This window comes from Micromonospora sp. bgisy143, assembly GCF_057708145.1.
Genome location: NZ_JBYIRN010000008.1, coordinates 163,636 through 182,598, shown reverse-complemented (window position 1 = coordinate 182,598; position 18,963 = coordinate 163,636). Strand labels below are relative to the sequence as shown.

At 70.9% G+C, this 18,963-nt stretch carries 18 protein-coding genes; 7 read left to right on the top strand and 11 right to left on the bottom strand.

Features of this window, described 5'->3' with window-relative positions:
- Positions 1-35: 35 nt before the first annotated feature.
- The 9 genes from AC3EN4_RS13120 to rpmH all read right to left on the bottom strand — a co-directional run bounded on the left by AC3EN4_RS13120 (position 36) and on the right by rpmH (position 8,045).
- Complete coding sequence (locus tag AC3EN4_RS13120) at positions 36-938, bottom strand: hypothetical protein (RefSeq protein ID WP_435206187.1); 903 nt, start codon at positions 936-938, stop codon at positions 36-38.
- Positions 939-1,917: 979 nt separating this feature from the next.
- Entirely contained in the window at positions 1,918-2,940 is a 1,023-nt protein-coding gene (locus AC3EN4_RS13115) for a ParB/RepB/Spo0J family partition protein (protein WP_435206174.1), read from the bottom strand.
- A 27-nt stretch (positions 2,941-2,967) separates the two neighbouring features.
- The gene (locus AC3EN4_RS13110) at positions 2,968-4,002 is read right to left on the bottom strand and encodes a ParA family protein (protein WP_435206173.1); all 1,035 of its coding nucleotides are present in this window, start codon (positions 4,000-4,002) and stop codon (positions 2,968-2,970) included.
- A gap of 522 nt (positions 4,003-4,524) precedes the next feature.
- Positions 4,525-5,223 carry a 16S rRNA (guanine(527)-N(7))-methyltransferase RsmG gene (gene rsmG / locus AC3EN4_RS13105; protein ID WP_435206186.1) on the bottom strand — a complete coding sequence of 233 codons (699 nt, stop codon included), beginning with the start codon at positions 5,221-5,223 and terminating at the stop codon, positions 4,525-4,527.
- Positions 5,224-5,363: 140 nt separating this feature from the next.
- Complete coding sequence (locus tag AC3EN4_RS13100; RefSeq protein ID WP_422737549.1) at positions 5,364-5,966, bottom strand: Jag family protein; 603 nt, start codon at positions 5,964-5,966, stop codon at positions 5,364-5,366.
- A 217-nt stretch (positions 5,967-6,183) separates the two neighbouring features.
- A complete protein-coding gene (yidC, locus tag AC3EN4_RS13095; protein WP_435206172.1) occupies positions 6,184-7,170 on the bottom strand; it encodes a membrane protein insertase YidC in 987 nt (328 codons plus the stop codon).
- Positions 7,167-7,412: a membrane protein insertion efficiency factor YidD gene (gene yidD, locus AC3EN4_RS13090; protein WP_435206185.1), complete on the bottom strand. Its 246-nt coding sequence runs from the start codon at positions 7,410-7,412 to the stop codon at positions 7,167-7,169. Before yidD ends, yidC begins: the two co-directional genes overlap by 4 nt.
- A 44-nt stretch (positions 7,413-7,456) precedes the next feature.
- Entirely contained in the window at positions 7,457-7,873 is a 417-nt protein-coding gene (rnpA, locus tag AC3EN4_RS13085; protein ID WP_435206171.1) for a ribonuclease P protein component, read from the bottom strand.
- Between the two features lie 34 nt (positions 7,874-7,907).
- On the bottom strand, positions 7,908-8,045 hold the full coding sequence (gene rpmH, locus AC3EN4_RS13080; RefSeq protein WP_007453904.1) for a 50S ribosomal protein L34: 138 nt from the start codon (positions 8,043-8,045) through the stop codon (positions 7,908-7,910).
- Between the two features lie 622 nt (positions 8,046-8,667).
- On the opposite strand from rpmH, the gene dnaA reads away from it, so the two are divergent.
- From dnaA to AC3EN4_RS13055, 5 genes are all read left to right on the top strand, one after another.
- Positions 8,668-10,488: a chromosomal replication initiator protein DnaA gene (gene dnaA / locus AC3EN4_RS13075; protein ID WP_435206170.1), complete on the top strand. Its 1,821-nt coding sequence runs from the start codon at positions 8,668-8,670 to the stop codon at positions 10,486-10,488.
- Between the two features lie 818 nt (positions 10,489-11,306).
- Positions 11,307-12,440, top strand: coding sequence for a DNA polymerase III subunit beta (dnaN, locus tag AC3EN4_RS13070; RefSeq protein ID WP_435206169.1), 1,134 nt, complete (start codon positions 11,307-11,309; stop codon positions 12,438-12,440).
- Positions 12,441-12,478: 38 nt separating this feature from the next.
- Positions 12,479-13,351: a phosphogluconate dehydrogenase (NAD(+)-dependent, decarboxylating) gene (gene gnd / locus AC3EN4_RS13065; RefSeq protein WP_422737555.1), complete on the top strand. Its 873-nt coding sequence runs from the start codon at positions 12,479-12,481 to the stop codon at positions 13,349-13,351.
- Between the two features lie 16 nt (positions 13,352-13,367).
- Positions 13,368-14,501 (top strand): DNA replication/repair protein RecF, encoded by a 1,134-nt coding sequence (recF, locus tag AC3EN4_RS13060; protein ID WP_435206168.1) that lies wholly within the window; start codon positions 13,368-13,370, stop codon positions 14,499-14,501.
- Entirely contained in the window at positions 14,491-15,123 is a 633-nt protein-coding gene (locus AC3EN4_RS13055; protein WP_435206167.1) for a DciA family protein, read from the top strand. Before recF ends, AC3EN4_RS13055 begins: the two co-directional genes overlap by 11 nt.
- Before the next feature lie 8 nt (positions 15,124-15,131).
- On the opposite strand, the gene AC3EN4_RS13050 is transcribed toward AC3EN4_RS13055, so the two are convergent.
- Complete coding sequence (locus tag AC3EN4_RS13050; RefSeq protein WP_435206166.1) at positions 15,132-15,359, bottom strand: hypothetical protein; 228 nt, start codon at positions 15,357-15,359, stop codon at positions 15,132-15,134.
- A gap of 79 nt (positions 15,360-15,438) precedes the next feature.
- On the opposite strand from AC3EN4_RS13050, the gene AC3EN4_RS13045 reads away from it, so the two are divergent.
- On the top strand, positions 15,439-15,924 hold the full coding sequence (locus tag AC3EN4_RS13045) for a MarR family winged helix-turn-helix transcriptional regulator (RefSeq protein WP_435206165.1): 486 nt from the start codon (positions 15,439-15,441) through the stop codon (positions 15,922-15,924).
- Here AC3EN4_RS13045 and AC3EN4_RS13040 read toward each other — a convergent pair.
- Positions 15,909-16,463, bottom strand: coding sequence for a hypothetical protein (locus AC3EN4_RS13040; RefSeq protein ID WP_422737560.1), 555 nt, complete (start codon positions 16,461-16,463; stop codon positions 15,909-15,911). The genes AC3EN4_RS13045 and AC3EN4_RS13040 overlap by 16 nt on opposite strands.
- Before the next feature lie 524 nt (positions 16,464-16,987).
- Between AC3EN4_RS13040 and gyrB the strand changes: the two genes are divergently transcribed.
- Positions 16,988-18,934, top strand: a complete 1,947-nt coding sequence (gyrB, locus tag AC3EN4_RS13035; protein WP_422737561.1) for a DNA topoisomerase (ATP-hydrolyzing) subunit B — start codon at positions 16,988-16,990, stop codon at positions 18,932-18,934.
- Positions 18,935-18,963: the final 29 nt, after the last annotated feature.

Below are 18,963 nucleotides of genomic sequence, written 5' to 3'. Positions count from 1 at the left end.
GCCAACCGCGTGGCGCGACGATCAGCTCGTAGCGCCTAGGCCGGGCGGTCTGCCCCCTGCCCCTCGACGGTGTCCGTGGGGCTGCTCCGCGGCGTCGGGATGACCGGACCCCGCAGGGCGCGGTCATCGGTGTCGCTCGGCACGTCGGCGGCGTTCCCCCGGTTGCCGGCGTCGCTCGGCACCTCGGCGGCGTCCCCCCGGTTGCCGGCGTCGCTCGGCGCGTCGTCGACGTCCGCCCGGTCGTCGGCGCCGCTCGGCACGTCGGCGGCGTCCGCCCGGCTGTCGTCGGCGCTCGCGGGGTTGTCGGCGCTCGCGGGGTTGCGGGCGTCGCTCGTCGCGCCGTCGACGTCCGCCCGGTTGTCGGTGTCGCTCGGCACGTCGTCGACGTCCGCCCGGTCGTCGGCGCCACTCGCCGCGCTGGCGGCGTCAGCCTGGCTGGCGGCGTCGCTCGGCACGTTGTCGTACCCGGTCTCGACGCCCGGCTCCGGGATCTCCTCCGCCGCTTCGATGACCGAGACCGGGTCTTCCTGCGCGGCTGCGGCGGCGTCTGCCGCAGCCGACTGTGCGAGCAGGCTCGACGGGGCCTGCCACTGGATGCGGGGCGGCTCGGCCAACGGTCGACCGCCGAACTCGGCGAGCCAGGCGGCGACGAGCGCCAGATTTTCCCGCCACTGCTCCTCGGAGATCGGCGGCAGGATGGAGTCCCACAGGGACAGGAAGGTTCCCCGCAGTTGGAGCCGCCCGTACGGCCGGGCGAGGAACCACATGTGCAGGTGGGCGGAGCCGTCGCCCCACCGGTTCACATGCACCCGCGCCACGCCGTCCAGCGACCGGATGGCCCGTTCGAGACGTACCGTCATCACCCCCAGCTCGGCGGCGAGCAGGTTCGGCAGGTCACCCAGGTCGAGGTGGCTTCGAGATTCGAGGATGAGCACCATCGGCAGGCCGGTCGGCCGGTCCATGGCACGGACCCGCCACCGCTCTCCCACCCAGATGTAGGCGTCGTCGGGTGCGTTGCAGGCGGTGCATTCCCGGAGGCCCTCGCCCTTGCGAGGCGGTTCGACCGGGACCGGGTCGTCGAGCTGCTTCACCCGCAGGTCGCCCTCGAAGGGAAACGAGGGCCACTGGGTGAAGTCCGGGACTGAGGGAGGGGTGTCGTGCACGACGCTGACCCTAACCGAGTCTGGCACCGCTGTCCCTACCTGTTCGACCGGTTCCGACCGCCCCGATCAGCGTTCGCTGTCGATCGCTGTGGCCCGTCACCGCGATTGGCCGAAGCGATATCCACAGGCTGCCGAGGACGCTGATACCCGCAGTCATCCACAGGCTGACACCCGCTCTCACGCGGCGTTTCACGTGAAACGAGGGGTGCCTGTGGAAAACCAGTGTGGATAACTTTTCGCCCCCTCGATCGTTGCGCCCGGGTCGTGCCGAGCGAGGTTCGGCCGGCGTTTCGGGGACGGCGGGCGCACTCCTCGGCGGTCCGTCCGTCGGGCCGGGGAGCGTGTTTCACGTGAAACGCGCCGACCGAATGACCGGCCGGCCGAATTTGCTCAAGCTCGCCGAGCAGTAGCCCCGTGCGTGGCCTGAGCGGGCCGCTGCCGCCCGCGCGGCACAGAGGGGCAGCCACGGACGGGCCGACGCCCTCAGGCGCTCTCGCGGGCCGTGGCGGACGAGCCGTGGCGGACGAGCCGTGGCGGACCAGCCGTGGCGGACGAGCCGTGGCGGACGAGCCGTGGCGGACCAGCCGTGGCGGGCGGGCCGTGGCGGGCGACCGGGTCCGCCATCGCTCGGACGGTGTGCCGTCGGCAGCGGAAGCGTACGGCTTTACGCGGCCGTTTCACGTGAAACGGGGGCGTGCGCGCGAGGGCCGCGCCTCCCTGGGGAGACGCGGCCCTCGGACGGAGGTGGCGGACGTCAGTCCTGCGCACCCTCCTCCTGCACGCCGATGATGCCGACGATCCGCTCCAGATCGTCCACGGTGGCGAACTCGATGGTGATCTTGCCCTTGCTTCGGCCGATGTCGACCTTCACCCGGGTGTCGAAGCGGTCCGACAGGCGGTCGGCGAGATCCGACAGGGCCGGCGCGTGCGGCTTCGGTCGCCGCTTGGCGGCCTGGCCCTTCGCCGGGCCGTCGTTCAGCGTCAGGGCCACGATCTCCTCGGTCGCGCGCACCGACAGCCCTTCGGCGACGATCCGCAACGCCAGCTGCTCCTGGGCCTCCGAGTCGTCGAGGCTGAGCAACGCGCGGGCGTGGCCCGCGGAGAGGATCCCGGCGGCGACCCGGCGCTGCACCTGAGCCGGCAGGTTGAGGAGTCGAATGGTGTTGGAGATCTGCGGTCGACTGCGGCCGATCCGGCGGGCCAGCTCCTCGTGGGTGGCGCCGAACTCCTCCAGCAACTGCTGGTACGCGGCGGCCTCTTCCAGCGGGTTCAGATTGGCCCGGTGGATGTTCTCCAGCAGCGCGTCGCGGAGCATGGCGTCGTCGCGGGTGTCCCGGACGATGGCCGGGATGTTGTCCCGCCCCACCGCCTGGGCGGCCCGCCAACGGCGCTCGCCCATCACCAGTTCGTACTTCTCGTCGTCGAGCTGGCGTACGACGATCGGCTGGAGGAACCCGACCTCGCGGATGGAGGTCTTCAGCTCCTCCAACGCCTCCTCGTCGAAGACCTGGCGGGGCTGCTTCGGGTTGGGCACGATCGCGTCGACCGGGATCTCCGCGAACCGAGCACCCGGCACGGGGCTGAGCACGGGCTCCGGCTGGTGGGCGGCGACGCTCACCGGGGCCGTACGGACGGCGGCGGAGGGCGCGCCCTCGTCAGCGTCGACGCTCCCGTTCTCCGGCTCGGCCGTCACGGTGCCGGCGGCACCCGGCACGGGCCCGGTCGGGATGAGGGCCCCCAGGCCCCGCCCCAGACCGCCCCGAGGACGGTTCTTCATGCCACGCCTCCCAGCGACTTGTCCGCACTACGCATTCCGGCCCACCGGCTCCTTGACGCCGCGCTCGGCGATCTCCTGGGCGGCCTCGAAGTAGCTCGTGGCGCCCCGCGAACCGGGATCGTAGGTCATCACCGACTGGCCGTAGCTGGGTGCCTCGGACACCCGCACGTTGCGGGGGATGACGGCCTGGAGAACCTTGTCGCCGAAGTGGTTCCGGACGTCCTGCTCGACCGCGTCCGCGAGGCGGGTACGGCGGTCGTACATGGTGAGCAGGATGGTGGAGACGTCGAGCTTCGGGTTGAGGTGTTGCCGCACCAGGTTGATGTTGTTGATCAGCTGGTTAAGACCCTCCAGCGCGTAGTACTCGCACTGGATCGGGATCAGCACCTCCTGCGCGGCGACCAGGGCGTTGACCGTGAGCAGGCCGAGCGAGGGCGGGCAGTCGATGAAGACGTAGTCGAACTGGCCCGGGTAGGCGGCGATCGCGCGGTCGAGGCGCGATTCGCGGGCCACCACCGACACCAGCTCGATCTCCGCACCGGCGAGGTCGATCGTGGCCGGTACGCACCACAGGTTGGGGATGCCCTCGACCGCCTGCGCCACCTCCGCCAGCGGGACGCTGTTGATCAGGCAGTCGTAGACGTCGGGGATGCCGGTGTGGTGGGGCACGTTCAACCCGGTCGACGCGTTGCCCTGCGGGTCCAGATCGACCACGAGCACCCGGTTGCCGTGCAGGGCGAGGGCCACCGCGAGGTTGACCGTGGTCGTGGTCTTACCCACGCCGCCCTTCTGGTTGGCGACGCACATGACCCGGGTCCGGTCGGGTCGAGGCATGGTCACCTCGCCACTGGGATTCAGGATCTGCACGGCGCGCATCGCCTCCATAGCCAACGGTGGGTCATCCTCTTCGCGCGTCGGGGTTTCACGTGAAACGTAGGTGGGGTCGGCCGCGACCGCCGCCAACGACTCGGCCGACGCGACCGGTACGTCGGGAACCACCGGCGCGGCGTCGCGCGCCGCTGCGGCGGTCGGCTGGTGGGGCACTGCGGCGTCGAAGCGCACCGCGGCGGTCCGGTTCCGCCGACCGGGCGTCTGCCGTACGTCGGCCGCGTTGGCGGGTCGACTCGGCCCGTCGGCCGCCCGTCGACCGGTCGTCGGGTCGGGCCCGACGCTCGGAACAGCCGCCTCGTCCCGCGAGGTGAACGGATCGTCGTCCGCCGGAATGGACGCTCCGGCCGGGGACCATCTGGGGTAGTCGGTTTCACGTGAAACAGGGTCGCTGGTTGACCCGGTCACGCGTGGATCGTCGTACCTGCCGTCGTCATGCACCTGTCATCCCTGCCCGCTTCGGATGGTCGGTCCGCGCCCCGGTCAACTTGGCCACACCCGCGCTCGCACCCCGGAGCGTACGGCCCCTCGGGAGCGGTCGGAGTCCGCGACGTCCGTCGGCCGCTCCACATTATCGACGCGCGGCCAGCCTACGGCGGACGGGCGTGGCCAGTCCACGTCGGGTTCTCATTCCCTCGTCCATCCGTACCGGTACAACGAGCCAACCCGTCGACCGGACGCCCGATGGCGCGCTGGTCAGCGGCGGCGGGCCCGCCCGCCACGGGAGCGCTTGCTCGCCGCCGGTCGGGCCGGGCCGACCATCCGCTCCCGGACGATCTCCACCACGGTGGTGGGCGGGTCGATCACGCCGACACCGCAGAGGTGCACGGCCGCCGCACCGCCGCCGAGCCGCTCCACGACGTCGGCGTGCTCCTCGATCTCGGCAGCGGCGGACGACCCCTTGAGAGCCAGCAGTCGGCCACCGCGTACGGCGAGCGGCAGACACCAGGTAGCCAACCGGTCCAGTGGCGCAACCGCGCGGGCGGTCACCACGTCACCGCTGATCGGGTCCCGGCCGCTCGATCCGCTGGCGGCCTCGTCGGCTCGGCCACGGAACACCCGCACCGATCGGGTCAGGCCGAGCCGTTCCACGGCCTCGATGAGGAACGACGTCCGCCGGGCGAGCGGCTCGATCAGCGTGACCGTCAGGTCGGGCCGGGCGATGGCCAGCACCAGACCGGGCAGACCGGCGCCGGAGCCCACGTCGAGCACGTTCGCGTCGCTCGGAATGCGCTCGACCACGGCGGCGCAGTTGAGCAGGTGCCGGTCCCAGATCCGGGGCGCCTCGCGGGGGCCGATCAGACCGCGGACCACGCCGTCGGTGGCGAGCAGTTCGGCGTACGCGGCGGCCAGGTCGAGCCGATCACCGAAGAGGGTCAGCGCGGCCGGGGCCAGTTCGGGCGGGAGAGCGACGTCGGCCGGCGACGGACTTTCGTCGCCGGCCCTGTCGTCACGCCGGACAGGGGACGGCCCGGACGGCGTACCGCCCGGGCCGGTCACGACATCAGCCGTGGTGTCGTCGTGGGTCAACGGAGTCAGTCCGCCGGCCGTACGACGATGCGACGGTTCGGCTCGACGCCCTCCGACTCGCTCGCCACACCGGCCATGGCGTTGACCACGTCGTGGACACACTTGCGCTCGAACGCGTTCATCGCCTCCAGGCGCACGGGCTCGCCGTACTCCTTCACCTTCTCGACAGCGTTCTTGGCGACGGCGGCGAGTTCCTTGCGGCGGTTCGCCCGGTAGCCACCGACGTCGAGCAGCAGGCGGCTCGGCGAGCCGGTCTGCCGGAAGACGGCGAGCCGGGTCAGCTCCTGGAGCGCCTCCAGGGTCGCGCCGCGCTGGCCGACCAGGTTCTGCAGTCGGGAGCCGACCACCTCGACGACGGGACGGCCACCGGCCACCAGCTCGTCGATGTCGCCGTCGTAGTCGAGGATGTCGAGCAGTCCCTCGACGTAGTCGGCCGCGATCTCGCTCTGCCGGAACAGGTCGCTCTCGCCCGTGCTCTTCTTCTCACGACCACCGGCGGGGGTTTCGGTGTCGTCGTCGGCCTCGGTGTCGTCGCCGTCCACCTCGAGCGTCGCGGTCTCCTCCTCGTCCAGGGACTGCTCGGCGCGGGGGATGCTGGTCTCGGTCACGGTGTCATCTCCGTACTCGCTCGGCCGGACCGTCGGGGTCCGCTGGTTTCCCGGGGCCGGCGGGAGGTCGCCGGTGCCCACGGGCACGTCTGTACGGGCAGTGTCGCCCGTGACCGCGCCGCGCGCGGCCGGTTCCGCCCGGCGCCGGCCGTACGGCGGCTGCGCGGTGCGGGGCCCGGGCCGTCGCCGGTTGCCCGGCGACGGCGCACGGCGTTCGTCAGCCCTGCCGCTTGGCGGGGCGGCTCTTCTTCGGGTTGGCGGGCTTGGCGCCCGGCTTCGGGCCGGCCACCTTCGGCGGGGCGGCCTTGACGGGCGCGGCCGGGGCGGCCTTGCCCCGCCCGAAGAGCCCACCCGACTTGGCGGGCTGCACCGGGTTGCGGCTGGCCGCGGGGGCGGTGGCCTTCTTCGCGGTCACCGGCGGCGGGAACTTCCGCAGCACCCACTGCTGCTGGCCGAGGGTGAAGAGGTTGTTCGTGACCCAGTAGATGATCACACCGATGGGGAAGATCGCGCCGGAGATCAGCAGCGAGGCCGGGATGCCGTAGAGCATCAGGCGCTGGATCATCCGCTGCTGCGGGTCCTCGGCCCAGCCGGTCTTGAGGATCATCTGCCGGCTGGTCAGGTAGGTGGTCGCGATCATGACCAGCACCAGGACACCAGCAATGATCTTGACGGTGGTGCCGTTCGCGCCGAGACGGGCCAGTTCGTCGGCGGTCGAGCCGAACTTGCCGGCGATCGGGGCGGTGAAGAGCTTCGCGTTCGACGCGCTGTCGAACTGCTCGACCGTCCAGCCGTAGAGCGTCTTGCTCTGCTTGGCCGGGTCGAGGCGACGCAGCACGTGGAAGAGGCCCAGGAAGACCGGAATCTGGAGGAACATCGGAAGGCAGCCCATCAGGGGGTTGGCCTTTTCCTTCCGGTAGAGCTCCATCATCTCCTTCTGGAGCGTCTCCCGGTCACCCTTGTGCTTCTCCTGCAGCTCCTTGACCTTGGGCTGCAACGCCTGCATCGCCCGCTGGGACTTGATCTGCTTGACGAAGACCGGGAACAGGATGACCCGGACGGTGACCACCAGGAAGACGATGGCCAGGATCCAGGCGAAGTTGGTGCCGATCACCGCGTCGACGGGCACCCCGATGGCGTCCCAGGCAGAGTGCCAGGTCAGCAGGATCCACGAAATCGCGAAGTAGATCCAGTCGAGACTCAATTCGGGGCTCCAGTCACATCGACACGGCGGCGACCGCCCGGCTCCGGAACCGGGTCATGTCCACCAGGGTGAAAGGGGTGGCAGCGCAGCAACCGCCGGACCGCCAGCACGGCTCCCCGGAGCGCGCCGTGCCGCACGAGCGCCTCCTGGGCGTACGCACTGCACGACGGGTAGAACCGGCAGCGTGCCGGCAGTGCCGGACTTATCCACCGACGGTACGCGATGATGGGCGCGATCAGCACCTTGGCACCGGTTGACGTCTGGCGGGTGGAGGTCGGGTCGGCGCTCACCGGGGCCGCCTCTCCCGAGGTGACCGGGCAACCGCGATGGCGGCGTCCAGGTCGGTGGTGAGCCGGGCGTACGACGCCTCGGCCGCGGCGGGCAGTGCCCGGACGACCAGGGTGCTGCCGTCGGGCAGCGCGCCCAGCCGTTCCCGGGCCAGCGCCCGGAGGCGGCGCCGCACCTTGTTACGGACCACCGCGTTGCCGACCGCCTTGGATACGACGAAACCGGCGCGGGCCGGTGCGGAGGGTTGCTCCGCGCCAGACGCCCGCGCCGGCTTCGGCGAGGTCGTTGCGCTGGGGTCGGTGGCCGACGGCATGGTCAGGTGGACCACGAGGGCGCCTCGGCCGACGCGACGGCCACCACGAACCGCTGCGGCGAAGTCAGTGCTGCGCCGCAGTCGCTGTGCGGCGGCCAGCACGACTGCCCACGTCCCCCGGACCGGCCCGATCGGCTCAGGCCGACAGGGTGGTACGACCCTTGGCGCGGCGGCTCGAGAGGATGGCACGGCCGGCACGGGTGCGCATGCGCAGCCGGAAGCCGTGGGTCTTCGCGCGCCGGCGGTTGTTCGGCTGGTAGGTGCGCTTGCTCACGTCAGGCTCTCCGTTTTCGTACGCGCCCCGCGCGACGGGATCGCCGGGGTCGTGGGGTGGTCCAGGCCACCTCGACGATGGCCACCGTTCGGTGCTGCCCTGCGGAGCGGGACCGGCGATGCGGGGAAGCGACCGCGGACAGCAAGCATCCATCACCCTAGCAGAGGGCGAGAGAGCAGCCGCTCCAGCCTACGCAGGGGTGCAATGACCGTCAAACACCCGCAGGAGGGGGGTCGGGACGCGCCCGGGACCGAAGGGGCGGTTTTCGCTGATGCCGACAAGGTCGCTCAGGCGTCGCCGGTTGATGGCGCAGGGACAACGCTGTTACCGTGCCCGATTGCGGTGAGCGTCGGATGCTCCGGTCGTCGCGCGCAGGCAAGACCGGACACGCTGGTGAATCGTTCGGCACGGTGAACCCGCTTCAGCGGCCGTCCAGGCAGGGGCAGGTCCCGCGCCCGGCGGGCGGCCATAATCGGTCGGTGCACAGGCTGTGGATAACCTGTGGACGAGCGCTGGTCAGTTGTCCGGGTGGGTGATGTTCCACCCGTGCACGCGGCGGGCCCGGGACGGGCGGCTGGCAGACAGCGGCGGCCGGGAGCAGAGGCGAGGGGGTGGCACGACGGTGGCCGGTACGACCGACCTTGCCGCGGTGTGGTTGGCGGCGACCGACGAGCTCGCCGACGAGATCATCTCTGCCCAGCAGCGCGCCTACCTCCGGTTGACCCGGCTGCGGGCGATCGTCGAGGACACCGCGCTGCTCTCGGTGCCGGACGCTTTCACCCGGGACGTGATCGAGTCGCGGCTCCGCCCGGCGATCACCGAGGCGCTGACCCGCCGGCTCGGCCGGCCGATCCAGGTCGCCGTGACCGTGCGGGTGGCCGAGGACGCCACCGGCCGCCCGGCCGGCACCGTCTACCGCAGCACCCCGGAGCCCGGGCCACTCGACGTCGACGAGCCGCCCGCGGGTCCGCGTGCGGACGAGTACGCCGGACGAGCCATGGCCGACGACGCCCTCGGTGAGCAGCCGCGGCCGCCCGAGAACGCGGTACCGCCGGCGCCGGCGGGCCCACCCCCCGCGACGACCGTGGACGGACACCGGCCGGGGCTGATCCCGGCCAGCCGGGACGGGCAGGAGGCACTGTTCAGCGCGGCCTTCGTCGAGCCGATGCGGTCGCCTCGACCGTCGACCGAGCGGCGCGGGTACGACGAGCAGGCGGCCCGCCTCGACCCGCCCGGCCCCGACACCCGGCCTTTCGAGCCCCGCTACCGCGAGGACGCCACCTCGCCCCGGGACCAGCATGTGATCCGTCCGCTGCCCCGGGAGGGCGCGACGGACAGCGGCCCGGGTCGCAGCGGCATGGAGCACCGCCCCGGCGGGCGGGACGAGCGCCGGCTGCCCGGCGCCGACACCGGCGGCAACCGGCTGAACCCGAAGTACATGTTCGAGACGTTCGTCATCGGCTCGTCCAACCGGTTCGCCCACGCGGCGAGCGTGGCGGTGGCCGAGTCGCCGGCGAAGGCGTACAACCCGCTGTTCATCTACGGCAGCTCCGGGTTGGGCAAGACGCACCTGCTGCACGCCATCGGGCATTACGCCACGACGCTCGGCAACGCCCGGTCGGTGCGGTACGTCTCGACCGAGGAGTTCACCAACGACTTCATCAACTCGCTCCGGGACGACAAGACCAGTGCGTTCCAGCGGCGCTACCGCGACGTCGACATCCTGCTGATCGACGACATCCAGTTCCTGGAGAACCGCGAGCGCACGCAGGAGGAGTTCTTCCACACCTTCAACACCCTGCACAACGCCAACAAGCAGATCGTGATCACCTCGGATCGGTCGCCGAAGCAGTTGGCGACGCTTGAGGACCGGCTGCGGACCCGCTTCGAGTGGGGTCTGCTCGCCGACATCCAGCCGCCGGACCTGGAGACGCGGATCGCGATCCTGCAGAAGAAGGCGGCGCAGGAGCGGCTCTACGCCCCGCCGGACGTGCTCGAGTTCATCGCCTCCCGGGTGTCGAACTCGATCCGGGAGCTGGAGGGCGCGCTGATCCGGGTGACCGCGTTCGCCAGCCTGACCCGCTCGACGGTGGAGCTGTCGCTGGCCGAGGAGGTGCTGCGGGACTTCATCCCGGACGGTGCCGGCCCGGAGATCACGGCGGACCAGATCATGGTCTCCACGGCCGACTACTTCGGGGTGAGCCTGGAGGATCTGCGCGGCCAGTCCCGCTCCCGGGTGCTCGTCAACGCCCGCCAGGTGGCCATGTACCTGTGCCGGGAGCTGACCGAGTTGTCGTTGCCCCGGATCGGGCAGGCGTTCGGCGGGCGGGACCACACCACCGTCATGCACGCGGACCGCAAGATCCGCCAGCAGATGGCCGAGCGGCGCTCGCTCTACAACCAGATCGCCGAGCTGACCAACCGGATCAAGCAGAACACCTGAGGGGTACGCCACCACACGCCCCGGGACACGCCCGGCCGGAGACCCGGCCGGGCGTTCTTTCCATGGGGCGCGGCGGTGCCTCGATCGCCTCCGACGGCGCTCGTCGCGCCGTCCGACGAGCTTTCCGCTTGACCCTCGACATGGTGTAGGCCACAGCATCGGTGCCGTGTCCACCCCGAAGCTCACTCGTTGTCCACACCTTGTTATCCACCGTCGGTGGATAACTACGGTCGGTCTCGCCTCGGTTACCCACAGGCTGTGGAGAAACCCTGTGTACGACGCTGTGGACGCCTGGGGACGACGACGAAGTTATCCACCGACGATCGTCGAGCTGTGTACGGCCTGTTGAAGGTTCTGGGGACAACGGCAATGGTGATCTTCTCGACCGTCCACAACCCTGGGGAGAAAGTCGGTGGATTACCGGTGGACAACCGGTGGACAACGGTGGACAACCGGCCCTCGTCGCCGGGGTGTGGACAACCGACGCGGTTTCACACCCGGTTCTCCACAGCCAACTCACCGGGGGATAACCTGCCTGAGCTGCGCAGACCCGAGTTCTCCACAGTTTGCACAGGTGCGATGAAGACGATGGGTTATCTCTTCTAAGAGAACAAAAACCAATCATCACCGTTGGGCTTTCTGTGGATCGTGCTGAACGCTGCCAGACAGGCCGGTCAGCATCGACACGATCCATGGGGTCGGGCGCACAGCCGATGTCCCCGCGCCCTAAGGTGCGATGGGTACCCGCACGGTCGGGCGGGACGGTAGGCAGCGGTCGGCATGAGAGAGTTGTCGCTGACGTCGACGCGGAGGCATTGATGAAGTTCCGAGTGGAGCGCGACGCGCTCGCCGAGGCCGTGGCGTGGACCGCGAAGAGCCTGCCCAACCGGCCGTCCGTACCGGTGCTCGCCGGGGTGATGCTCCGCGTCACCGACGGCAACCTGCGGGTCTCCGGGTTCGACTACGAGGTCTCCAGTCAGGTGACCGTCGAGGTACAGGGTGACGCCGACGGCGCCGCGCTGGTCTCCGGCCGCCTGCTCGCCGAGATCACCAAGGCGCTGCCGGCCAAGCCGGTCGACATCGCCGCGGTCGGCGCCCACCTCGAGTTGGTCTGCGGCAGCGCGCGGTTCACCCTGCCCACCATGCCGGTGGAGGACTACCCGGCGCTGCCCGAGATGCCGCAGAGCGCCGGCACCGTCGACGCCGCGGCCTTCGCCACGGCGGTCGCCCAGGTGGCCATCGCCGCCGGTCGTGACGAGACGCTGCCGATGATGACCGGGGTCCGCGTCGAGCTCTCCGGCAGCACGCTGTCGATGCTCGCCACCGACCGGTACCGGCTGGCGCTGCGCGAGATCCAGTGGCGACCGGACGACCCCGAGGTCAGCATCAACGCCCTGGTCCCGGCCCGCACCCTGAACGACACCGCCAAGGCGCTCGGCCCGCTGGGCGGCGAGGTCACCCTCGCCCTCGCCCAGGGCGCGGCGGGCGAGGGCATGGTCGGCCTCGCCGGTGGCACCCGTCGCACCACGAGCCGGTTGCTCGACGGCGCCAACTACCCGCCGGTGCGCTCGCTCTTCCCGGCCACCCACAACGCCGAGGCGCGGGTGCCGGTGAGCACGCTGATCGAGGTGGTCAAGCGGGTCGCCCTGGTGGCCGAGCGCACCACCCCGGTGCTGCTCAGCTTCAGCGCCGACGGTTTGGTGGTCGAGGCGGGCGGCTCCGAGGAGGCGCGGGCGAGCGAGGCGATGGAGGCCACCTTCACCGGTGACCCGCTCACCATCGGCTTCAACCCTCAGTACCTCATCGACGGCCTGGCAAACCTCGGCGCGCAGACCGCCGTGCTCTCGTTCGTCGACGCTTTCAAGCCGGCGGTGATCTCACCCGCCGGCGAGGATGGTGAGGTAATTCCGGGGTATCGGTACCTCATCATGCCGATCCGCGTCTCTCGCTGATCGGCCCAGCAACACCAGATCCACGGAGGTAGGAACACATGCAGCTCGGCCTGGTAGGACTCGGCCGGATGGGCGGCAACATGCGCGAGCGGTTGCGGGCTGCCGGCCACGAAGTGGTCGGATTCGATCACAACCCGCAGCTGAGCGACGCGGCTGACCTCGCCGAGCTGGCGCAGAAGCTCGAAGCACCGCGCGCGGTGTGGGTCATGGTGCCGGCCGGCGTCACCGACGCCACGATCGACGAGCTCGCCGAGGTGCTCGGGGACGGCGACATCATCATCGACGGCGGGAACTCCCGCTTCAGCGACGACGCGCCCCGCGCCGAGCGGCTGAACGAGCGCGGCATCGGCTACGTCGACGTCGGCGTCTCCGGGGGTGTCTGGGGCCGGCAGAACGGCTACGGGCTGATGGTCGGCGGCGCCCAGGAGCACGTCGACCGGCTCATGCCGATCTTCGAGGCGCTCAAGCCGGAGGGCGAGTTCGGCTTCGTGCACGCCGGCCCGGTGGGCGCCGGGCACTACTCGAAGATGGTGCACAACGGCATCGAGTACGGCCTCATGCACGCCTACGCCGAGGGCTACGAGCTGCTGACCGCCTCCGAGCTGGTGACCAACGTCCCCGGTGTGTTCAAGTCCTGGCGCGAGGGCACCGTCGTCCGCTCCTGGCTGCTCGACCTGCTGGACCGGGCGCTGGACGAGGACCCGGAGCTGGCCGACCTGAGCGGCTACACCGAGGACACCGGTGAGGGGCGCTGGACGGTCGACGAGGCGGTCCGGCTCGCCGTACCGCTGAACGTCATCACCGCCTCCCTGTTCGCCCGCTTCCAGTCGCGCCAGGACGACTCGCCCGCCATGAAGGCCGTCGCCGCGCTGCGCCAGCAGTTCGGCGGTCACGCCGTCCACAAGCGCTGAGCGGTATCCACAACCTGTGTACGTCCGCCGGCTGGAACTTGTCGACTTCCGCTCGTACGAGCGCGTCGCCGTCGACCTCCAGCCGGGGGCGAACGTCCTGATCGGCGCCAACGGCGTCGGCAAGACCAACCTCGTCGAGGCGCTCGGTTACGTGGCGACCCTGGACTCGCACCGGGTCGCCACGGACGCGCCGCTGGTCCGGATGGGCGCCTCCGCCGCGGTGATCCGCTGCGCGGTCGTCCACGACGGGCGGGAACTCCTGGTCGAGCTGGAGATCGTGCCGGGTCGGGCCAACCGCGCCCGGCTGGGCCGGTCCCCCGCCCGCCGGGCCCGCGACGTGCTCGGCGCGCTGCGGCTGGTGCTGTTCGCGCCGGAGGACCTGGAGCTGGTCCGCGGCGACCCGTCCGAGCGTCGCCGCTACCTCGACGACCTCCTCGTCAACCGGCAACCGCGCTACGCGGGCGTACGCGCCGACTACGAACGCGTGGTCAAGCAGCGCAACGCCCTGCTGCGTACCGCGTACCTCGCCCGCAAGACCGGCGGCACCCGGGGCGGTGACCTCGGCACCCTCGCCGTGTGGGACACCCACCTGGCCCAGCACGGCGCGGAACTGCTCGCCGGCCGACTGGAGCTGGTCGCCGCGCTCACTCCGCACGTCGCGAAGGCGTACGACGCGGTGGCCGCCGGCCGGGGCGCGGCCGGTATCGCCTACCGGCCCTCGGTCGAACTGGCCGAACCGACCACCGACCGGGCCACCCTGGCCGAGGCGCTGACCACCGCGCTCGCCGCCTCCCGGTCCGCCGAGATCGAACGGGGCACCACGCTCGTCGGGCCGCACCGCGACGAGTTGGCCCTGTCGCTCGGCCCGCTGCCCGCCAAGGGGTACGCGAGCCACGGCGAATCCTGGTCGTTCGCGCTCGCGCTGCGGCTCGCCGGGTACGACCTGCTGCGCGCCGACGGCATCGAACCGGTCCTGGTGCTCGACGACGTCTTCGCGGAGTTGGACGCCGGGCGCCGGGAACGGCTGGCGGAACTGGTCGGCGGAGCGAGCCAACTGCTGGTCACCTGTGCGGTGGACGACGACGTTCCGGCCGCGTTGCGGGGCACCCGCTATCAGGTCGGCGAGGGGACGGTAAGCCGTGTCGGATGAGCCGGAGAACCGGTCGTCGCGCGTTACCTCCACCGGCAGCGGCCGGCAGGCCGGGAACGCTCCGGGCGGGCGTACCCCTGAGGCCGGGGCGACCGACGGGCAGCCGGACGGGCCCAGCGGCCCGGAGCTGGCGCGGGCGGTGCTGGACGCCGCGCTGTCCCGCCGGCAGGCGGCGGCGCGCACCCGGCGGACCACCGGCGGTGGTACCGACGGCGCCGGCGGCTCGGGACGGCGGCTGCGTGGCTACTCGGGCCCCGGGCCCGACCCGCGTGACCCGCAGCCCCTGGGCGCGGTGCTGAACCGGTTGGTGAAGGCGCGCGGCTGGCAGCAGCCCGCGGCCGAGGCCACCGTGTTCGGGGCCTGGGAGCGGGTGGTCGGCGCGGAGGTCGCCCAGCACAGCCGGCCGGTCAAGCTGGAGGACGGCGAGTTGACCGTGGAGGCCCGCTCGACGGCCTGGGCCACCCAGCTCCGGCTGCTGGCCGGCTCGTTGCTCAAGCAGATCGCCCAGGAGGTCGGTCACAACGTGGTGCGCAAGCTGCACATCCACGGTCCGGCCGCGCCGTCCTGGCAGAAGGGCCCGCGCCGGGTACGTGGTCGGGGGCCCCGCGACACCTACGGCTGAGCCGGCACTCAGCGCTGCCGGCCGGCCTCCCGGGCCGCCCGCTTGCGCTCGCGCTGTTCCCGAGTGAAGCGCTTGCGCTCGGCCAGGTCACGTTTCCACGCCTCGCGGGCGGCGGTCGAACCGCCCTGCACCGCGCCCTGCACGCCGTCGGCCGGCCCGGCGAAGTGCCGGAAGGCCCAGCTCAGGAGACGACCGCCCTCGCCCGGTGCCCTGCTGGTCGCGCCGTGCTCGCTCATCCGCCGTCCCTCCGCGTGCCAGAACCCTAGGGTTGCCACACCAACAGTTGGTGTACCAATGATCGGTAGGGTAGTTGCCGTGGATGAGGAGAGCAACCAGCCGCCGGGCCTCGACCCGCTGGCGCTGGAGCAACAGGTCTGCTTCGCCCTGTCGGTCGCGGCGCGCAGCGTGGTGGCCGTCTACCGACCGCTGTTGGAGCCGATGGGGCTGACCCATCCGCAGTACCTGGTGATGTTGGCGCTCTGGCAACACGCGCCGCTGTCCGGCCGCGACCTCAGCCGCCTGTTGCAGCTCGACCCGGGCACCCTGTCACCCCTGCTCAAGCGGCTCGAAGCGGCCGGCTACCTGCGCCGGGAACGGGACGCCGCCGACGAGCGCAGCCTCGCCGTCACGCTCACCGCCAGCGGGGTGGCCCTGCGCGCCCAGGCCGAGCGGATCCCGGCCGCCATCGTGCAGCGTCTCGGACTGCCCGTCGAGGACCTGCAACACCTGCACGCGGCGCTCACCCAGGTGATCGCCGCCGCCAACCGGCCCGCCGGGCCGGCGGCTCAGGCGTCGGCGTAGACGGCGAAGCCGCGCTCGGCGCAGCGCCGGTAGAACGCCGCCAGCACGCCCAACTCCGCACAGGTGAAGTTCCACTGCGGCGGATCACCGCTCTCGTCGCGCAACGCGTCGAGCCGGGTGTCCAGCCAGCGCAACTGCTGTTCCGCCAGTCGGCCGTCGCCGAGCAGCGCCCGCAGCACGGTGCTCACCGAGTCGAAGGTGACCGTCTCGCCGTACTCCCGGTGGCCGGCCACGAACCGTTCGATGCCGCCGGCGATCCAGGCACAGCCGTCCGGGTCGATCACCGGGTCCTCGTCCTCGGCGGCGGCGTCTGTGGCGTACAACACACCTTCGAGGCCGAGCAGAAGATCCACCAGCTCGGTGTACGCGGTCGCCCGGACGGTGCCGGTCTTCGCGATCAGCTCGGCCAGCGCCGCCGTCGGCGCGGAGATCCGTGGGATGTCGACGATCTCGCCGAAGTCGACGAACTCGGCCGGCGCCACCGGATCGTAGAAGCGGCCGGTCCGCGGCCAGTGCACCGCGACGTTGTCCAGCCCCATCTGTCACCTCTTAAAGAGCACGTGTCGGGTCGATCGGGTCGATCGTCCCGGTTCCGGCCGGTAAAGATCAAGGCCGCTACCCGGGGCGCCGCAAACGTACGGCACGGACGATCCGGCCGCGACCCCCGACCCGCCCGAGCGCGGGTCAACCCGTTCGGGTGCGGCGCGTCCGAACAGAGCCTGGCGTGTGGGGGGAGTCGAGGGTAACGGGGTTCTGCCGGCTACGGACATCTCAGCCGCCTCGTTGAGGGTGCCGAGTGGTGGTTCTGTCCCCCACGCACAGTAGGATTGACAGCGAGACGAAGACCCGGTGCGGAGCGCGGGAACGGGGCCGGTGGCCCCAGGTCATTCTCCACTCCGGGTCGAGCCGATCGCGATCCGCGGGCGACCGCGGCGACCGGCGCGTTCGACCCGTTGTCCGGAGGTCTCCGGCACCGGTCCGCGCGCCGACGTCGCGTCCTGTCCCGCCGAACCCGCGCCCGACGCGCCCCACCGGCGCCGACGACGCGAGAAAGTGGCCGAGGGTGGCAGCGCAGGACAAGCAGGAGTACGGCGCAGAGTCGATCACCGTTCTCGAAGGTCTGGAGGCGGTCCGCAAGCGGCCCGGTATGTACATCGGGTCCACCGGCGAACGCGGTCTGCACCACCTCGTCTGGGAGGTCGTGGACAACGCGGTCGACGAGGCGCTGGCCGGGTACTGCGACACCATCGACGTGGTGCTGCTCGCCGACGGCGGCGTCCGGGTCACCGACAACGGCCGGGGTTTCCCCGTCGACCTGCACCCCAAGCTCAAGAAGCCGGGTGTCGAGGTCGCGCTGACCGTGCTGCACGCGGGCGGCAAGTTCGACGGCAAGGCGTACGCCGTCTCCGGTGGTCTGCACGGCGTCGGTGTCTCCGTGGTGAACGCGCTCTCCACCAAGATGGCCGTGGAGATCCACAAGTCCGGTTTCGTGTGGCGGCAGCAGTACCACAACTCCAAGCCCACTCCGCTGGAGAAGGGCGAGAGCACCGACCGCACCGGCTCGGCGGTCTCCTTCTGGCCGGACGCGGACGTCTTCGAGACCGTCGACTTCGACTTCCAGACCATCTACCGGCGCCTCCAGGAGATGGCCTTCCTCACCCGCGGCCTCACCATCCACCTGCTCGACGAGCGGGTCGCCGAGGGCGAGGACGGCAAGCCGCGCGAGGTCACCTTCCGGTACGACGGCGGTATCGCCGACTTCGTCCGGCACCTCAACGCCTCGAAGAACCCCATCCACAAGACCGTGGTGGAGTTCGGCGCCGAGGAGGAGGGCATGTCCCTCGAGATCGCCATGCAGTGGAACGAGTCGTACGGCGAGTCGGTCTACACCTTCGCCAACAACATCAACACCCACGAGGGCGGCACCCACGAGGAGGGCTTCCGCTCCGCGTTGACCAGCGTCGTCAACCGTTACGGCGCCGACAAGAAGCTGCTCAAGAGCGACGAGAAGCTCTCCGGTGAGGACATCCGCGAAGGGCTCGCGGCGATCATCTCGGTCAAGCTCACCAACCCGCAGTTCGAGGGCCAGACCAAGACCAAGCTCGGCAACACCCCGGTGAAGAGCTTCGTGCAGCGGGTCTGCAACGACCGGCTGGTCGACTGGTTCGACCGCAACCCGGCCGAGGCCAAGATGATCATCCAGAAGGCGTCCCAGGCCGCCCGCGCCCGCATCGCCGCGCAGCAGGCCCGCAAGCTGGCCCGGCGCAAGTCGCTGCTGGAGTCCGGCTCGATGCCCGGCAAGCTCGCCGACTGCCAGTCGACCGACCCGCGCGAGTCCGAGGTCTTCATCGTCGAGGGTGACTCGGCGGGCGGCTCGGCCAAGCAGGGTCGTGACCCGCGCGTCCAGGCGATCCTGCCCATCCGCGGCAAGATCCTCAACGTGGAGAAGGCCCGGATCGACCGGGTGCTCAAGAACAACGAGGTGCAGGCGCTGATCACCGCGCTCGGCACCGGCATCCACGACGACTTCGACATCGAGAAGCTGCGCTACCACAAGATCGTGTTGATGGCCGACGCCGACGTCGACGGCCAGCACATCCAGACGCTGCTGCTCACCCTGCTGTTCCGCTTCATGCGTCCGCTGGTCGAGTTGGGGCACGTCTACCTGGCGGCCCCGCCGCTCTACAAAATCAAGTGGAACAAGAAGGGCGACGACGCCCAGTACGCGTACTCGGACCGGGAACGCGACGGGCTGGTGGCGCTGCGCCAGCAGAAGAAGCCGAACGCCAAGCCGGACGACATCCAGCGGTTCAAGGGCCTCGGCGAGATGAACTATCCCGAGCTGTGGGAGACCACGATGAACCCGGCGACCCGCACTTTGCGTCAGGTCACGCTCGACGACGCTGCAACCGCAGACGAGTTGTTCAGCGTCCTGATGGGTGAGGACGTCGAAGCCCGCCGGTCGTTCATCCAGCGCAACGCCAAGGACGTGCGGTTCCTGGACATCTGACGGACGTCGGCGGGCCGGCCGGGCAGAAC

Excerpts from the sequence above, each read along its gene's own strand:
- AC3EN4_RS13120 (WP_435206187.1), bottom strand. The coding sequence starts at position 938 with ATGGTGCTCATCCTCGAATCTCGAAGCCACCTCGACCTGGGTGACCTG.
- AC3EN4_RS13115 (WP_435206174.1), bottom strand. The coding sequence starts at position 2,940 with ATGAAGAACCGTCCTCGGGGCGGTCTGGGGCGGGGCCTGGGGGCCCTC.
- dnaN (WP_435206169.1), top strand. The coding sequence starts at position 11,307 with ATGAAGTTCCGAGTGGAGCGCGACGCGCTCGCCGAGGCCGTGGCGTGG.
- gnd (WP_422737555.1), top strand. The coding sequence starts at position 12,479 with ATGCAGCTCGGCCTGGTAGGACTCGGCCGGATGGGCGGCAACATGCGC.
- AC3EN4_RS13050 (WP_435206166.1), bottom strand. The coding sequence starts at position 15,359 with ATGAGCGAGCACGGCGCGACCAGCAGGGCACCGGGCGAGGGCGGTCGT.
- AC3EN4_RS13040 (WP_422737560.1), bottom strand. The coding sequence starts at position 16,463 with ATGGGGCTGGACAACGTCGCGGTGCACTGGCCGCGGACCGGCCGCTTC.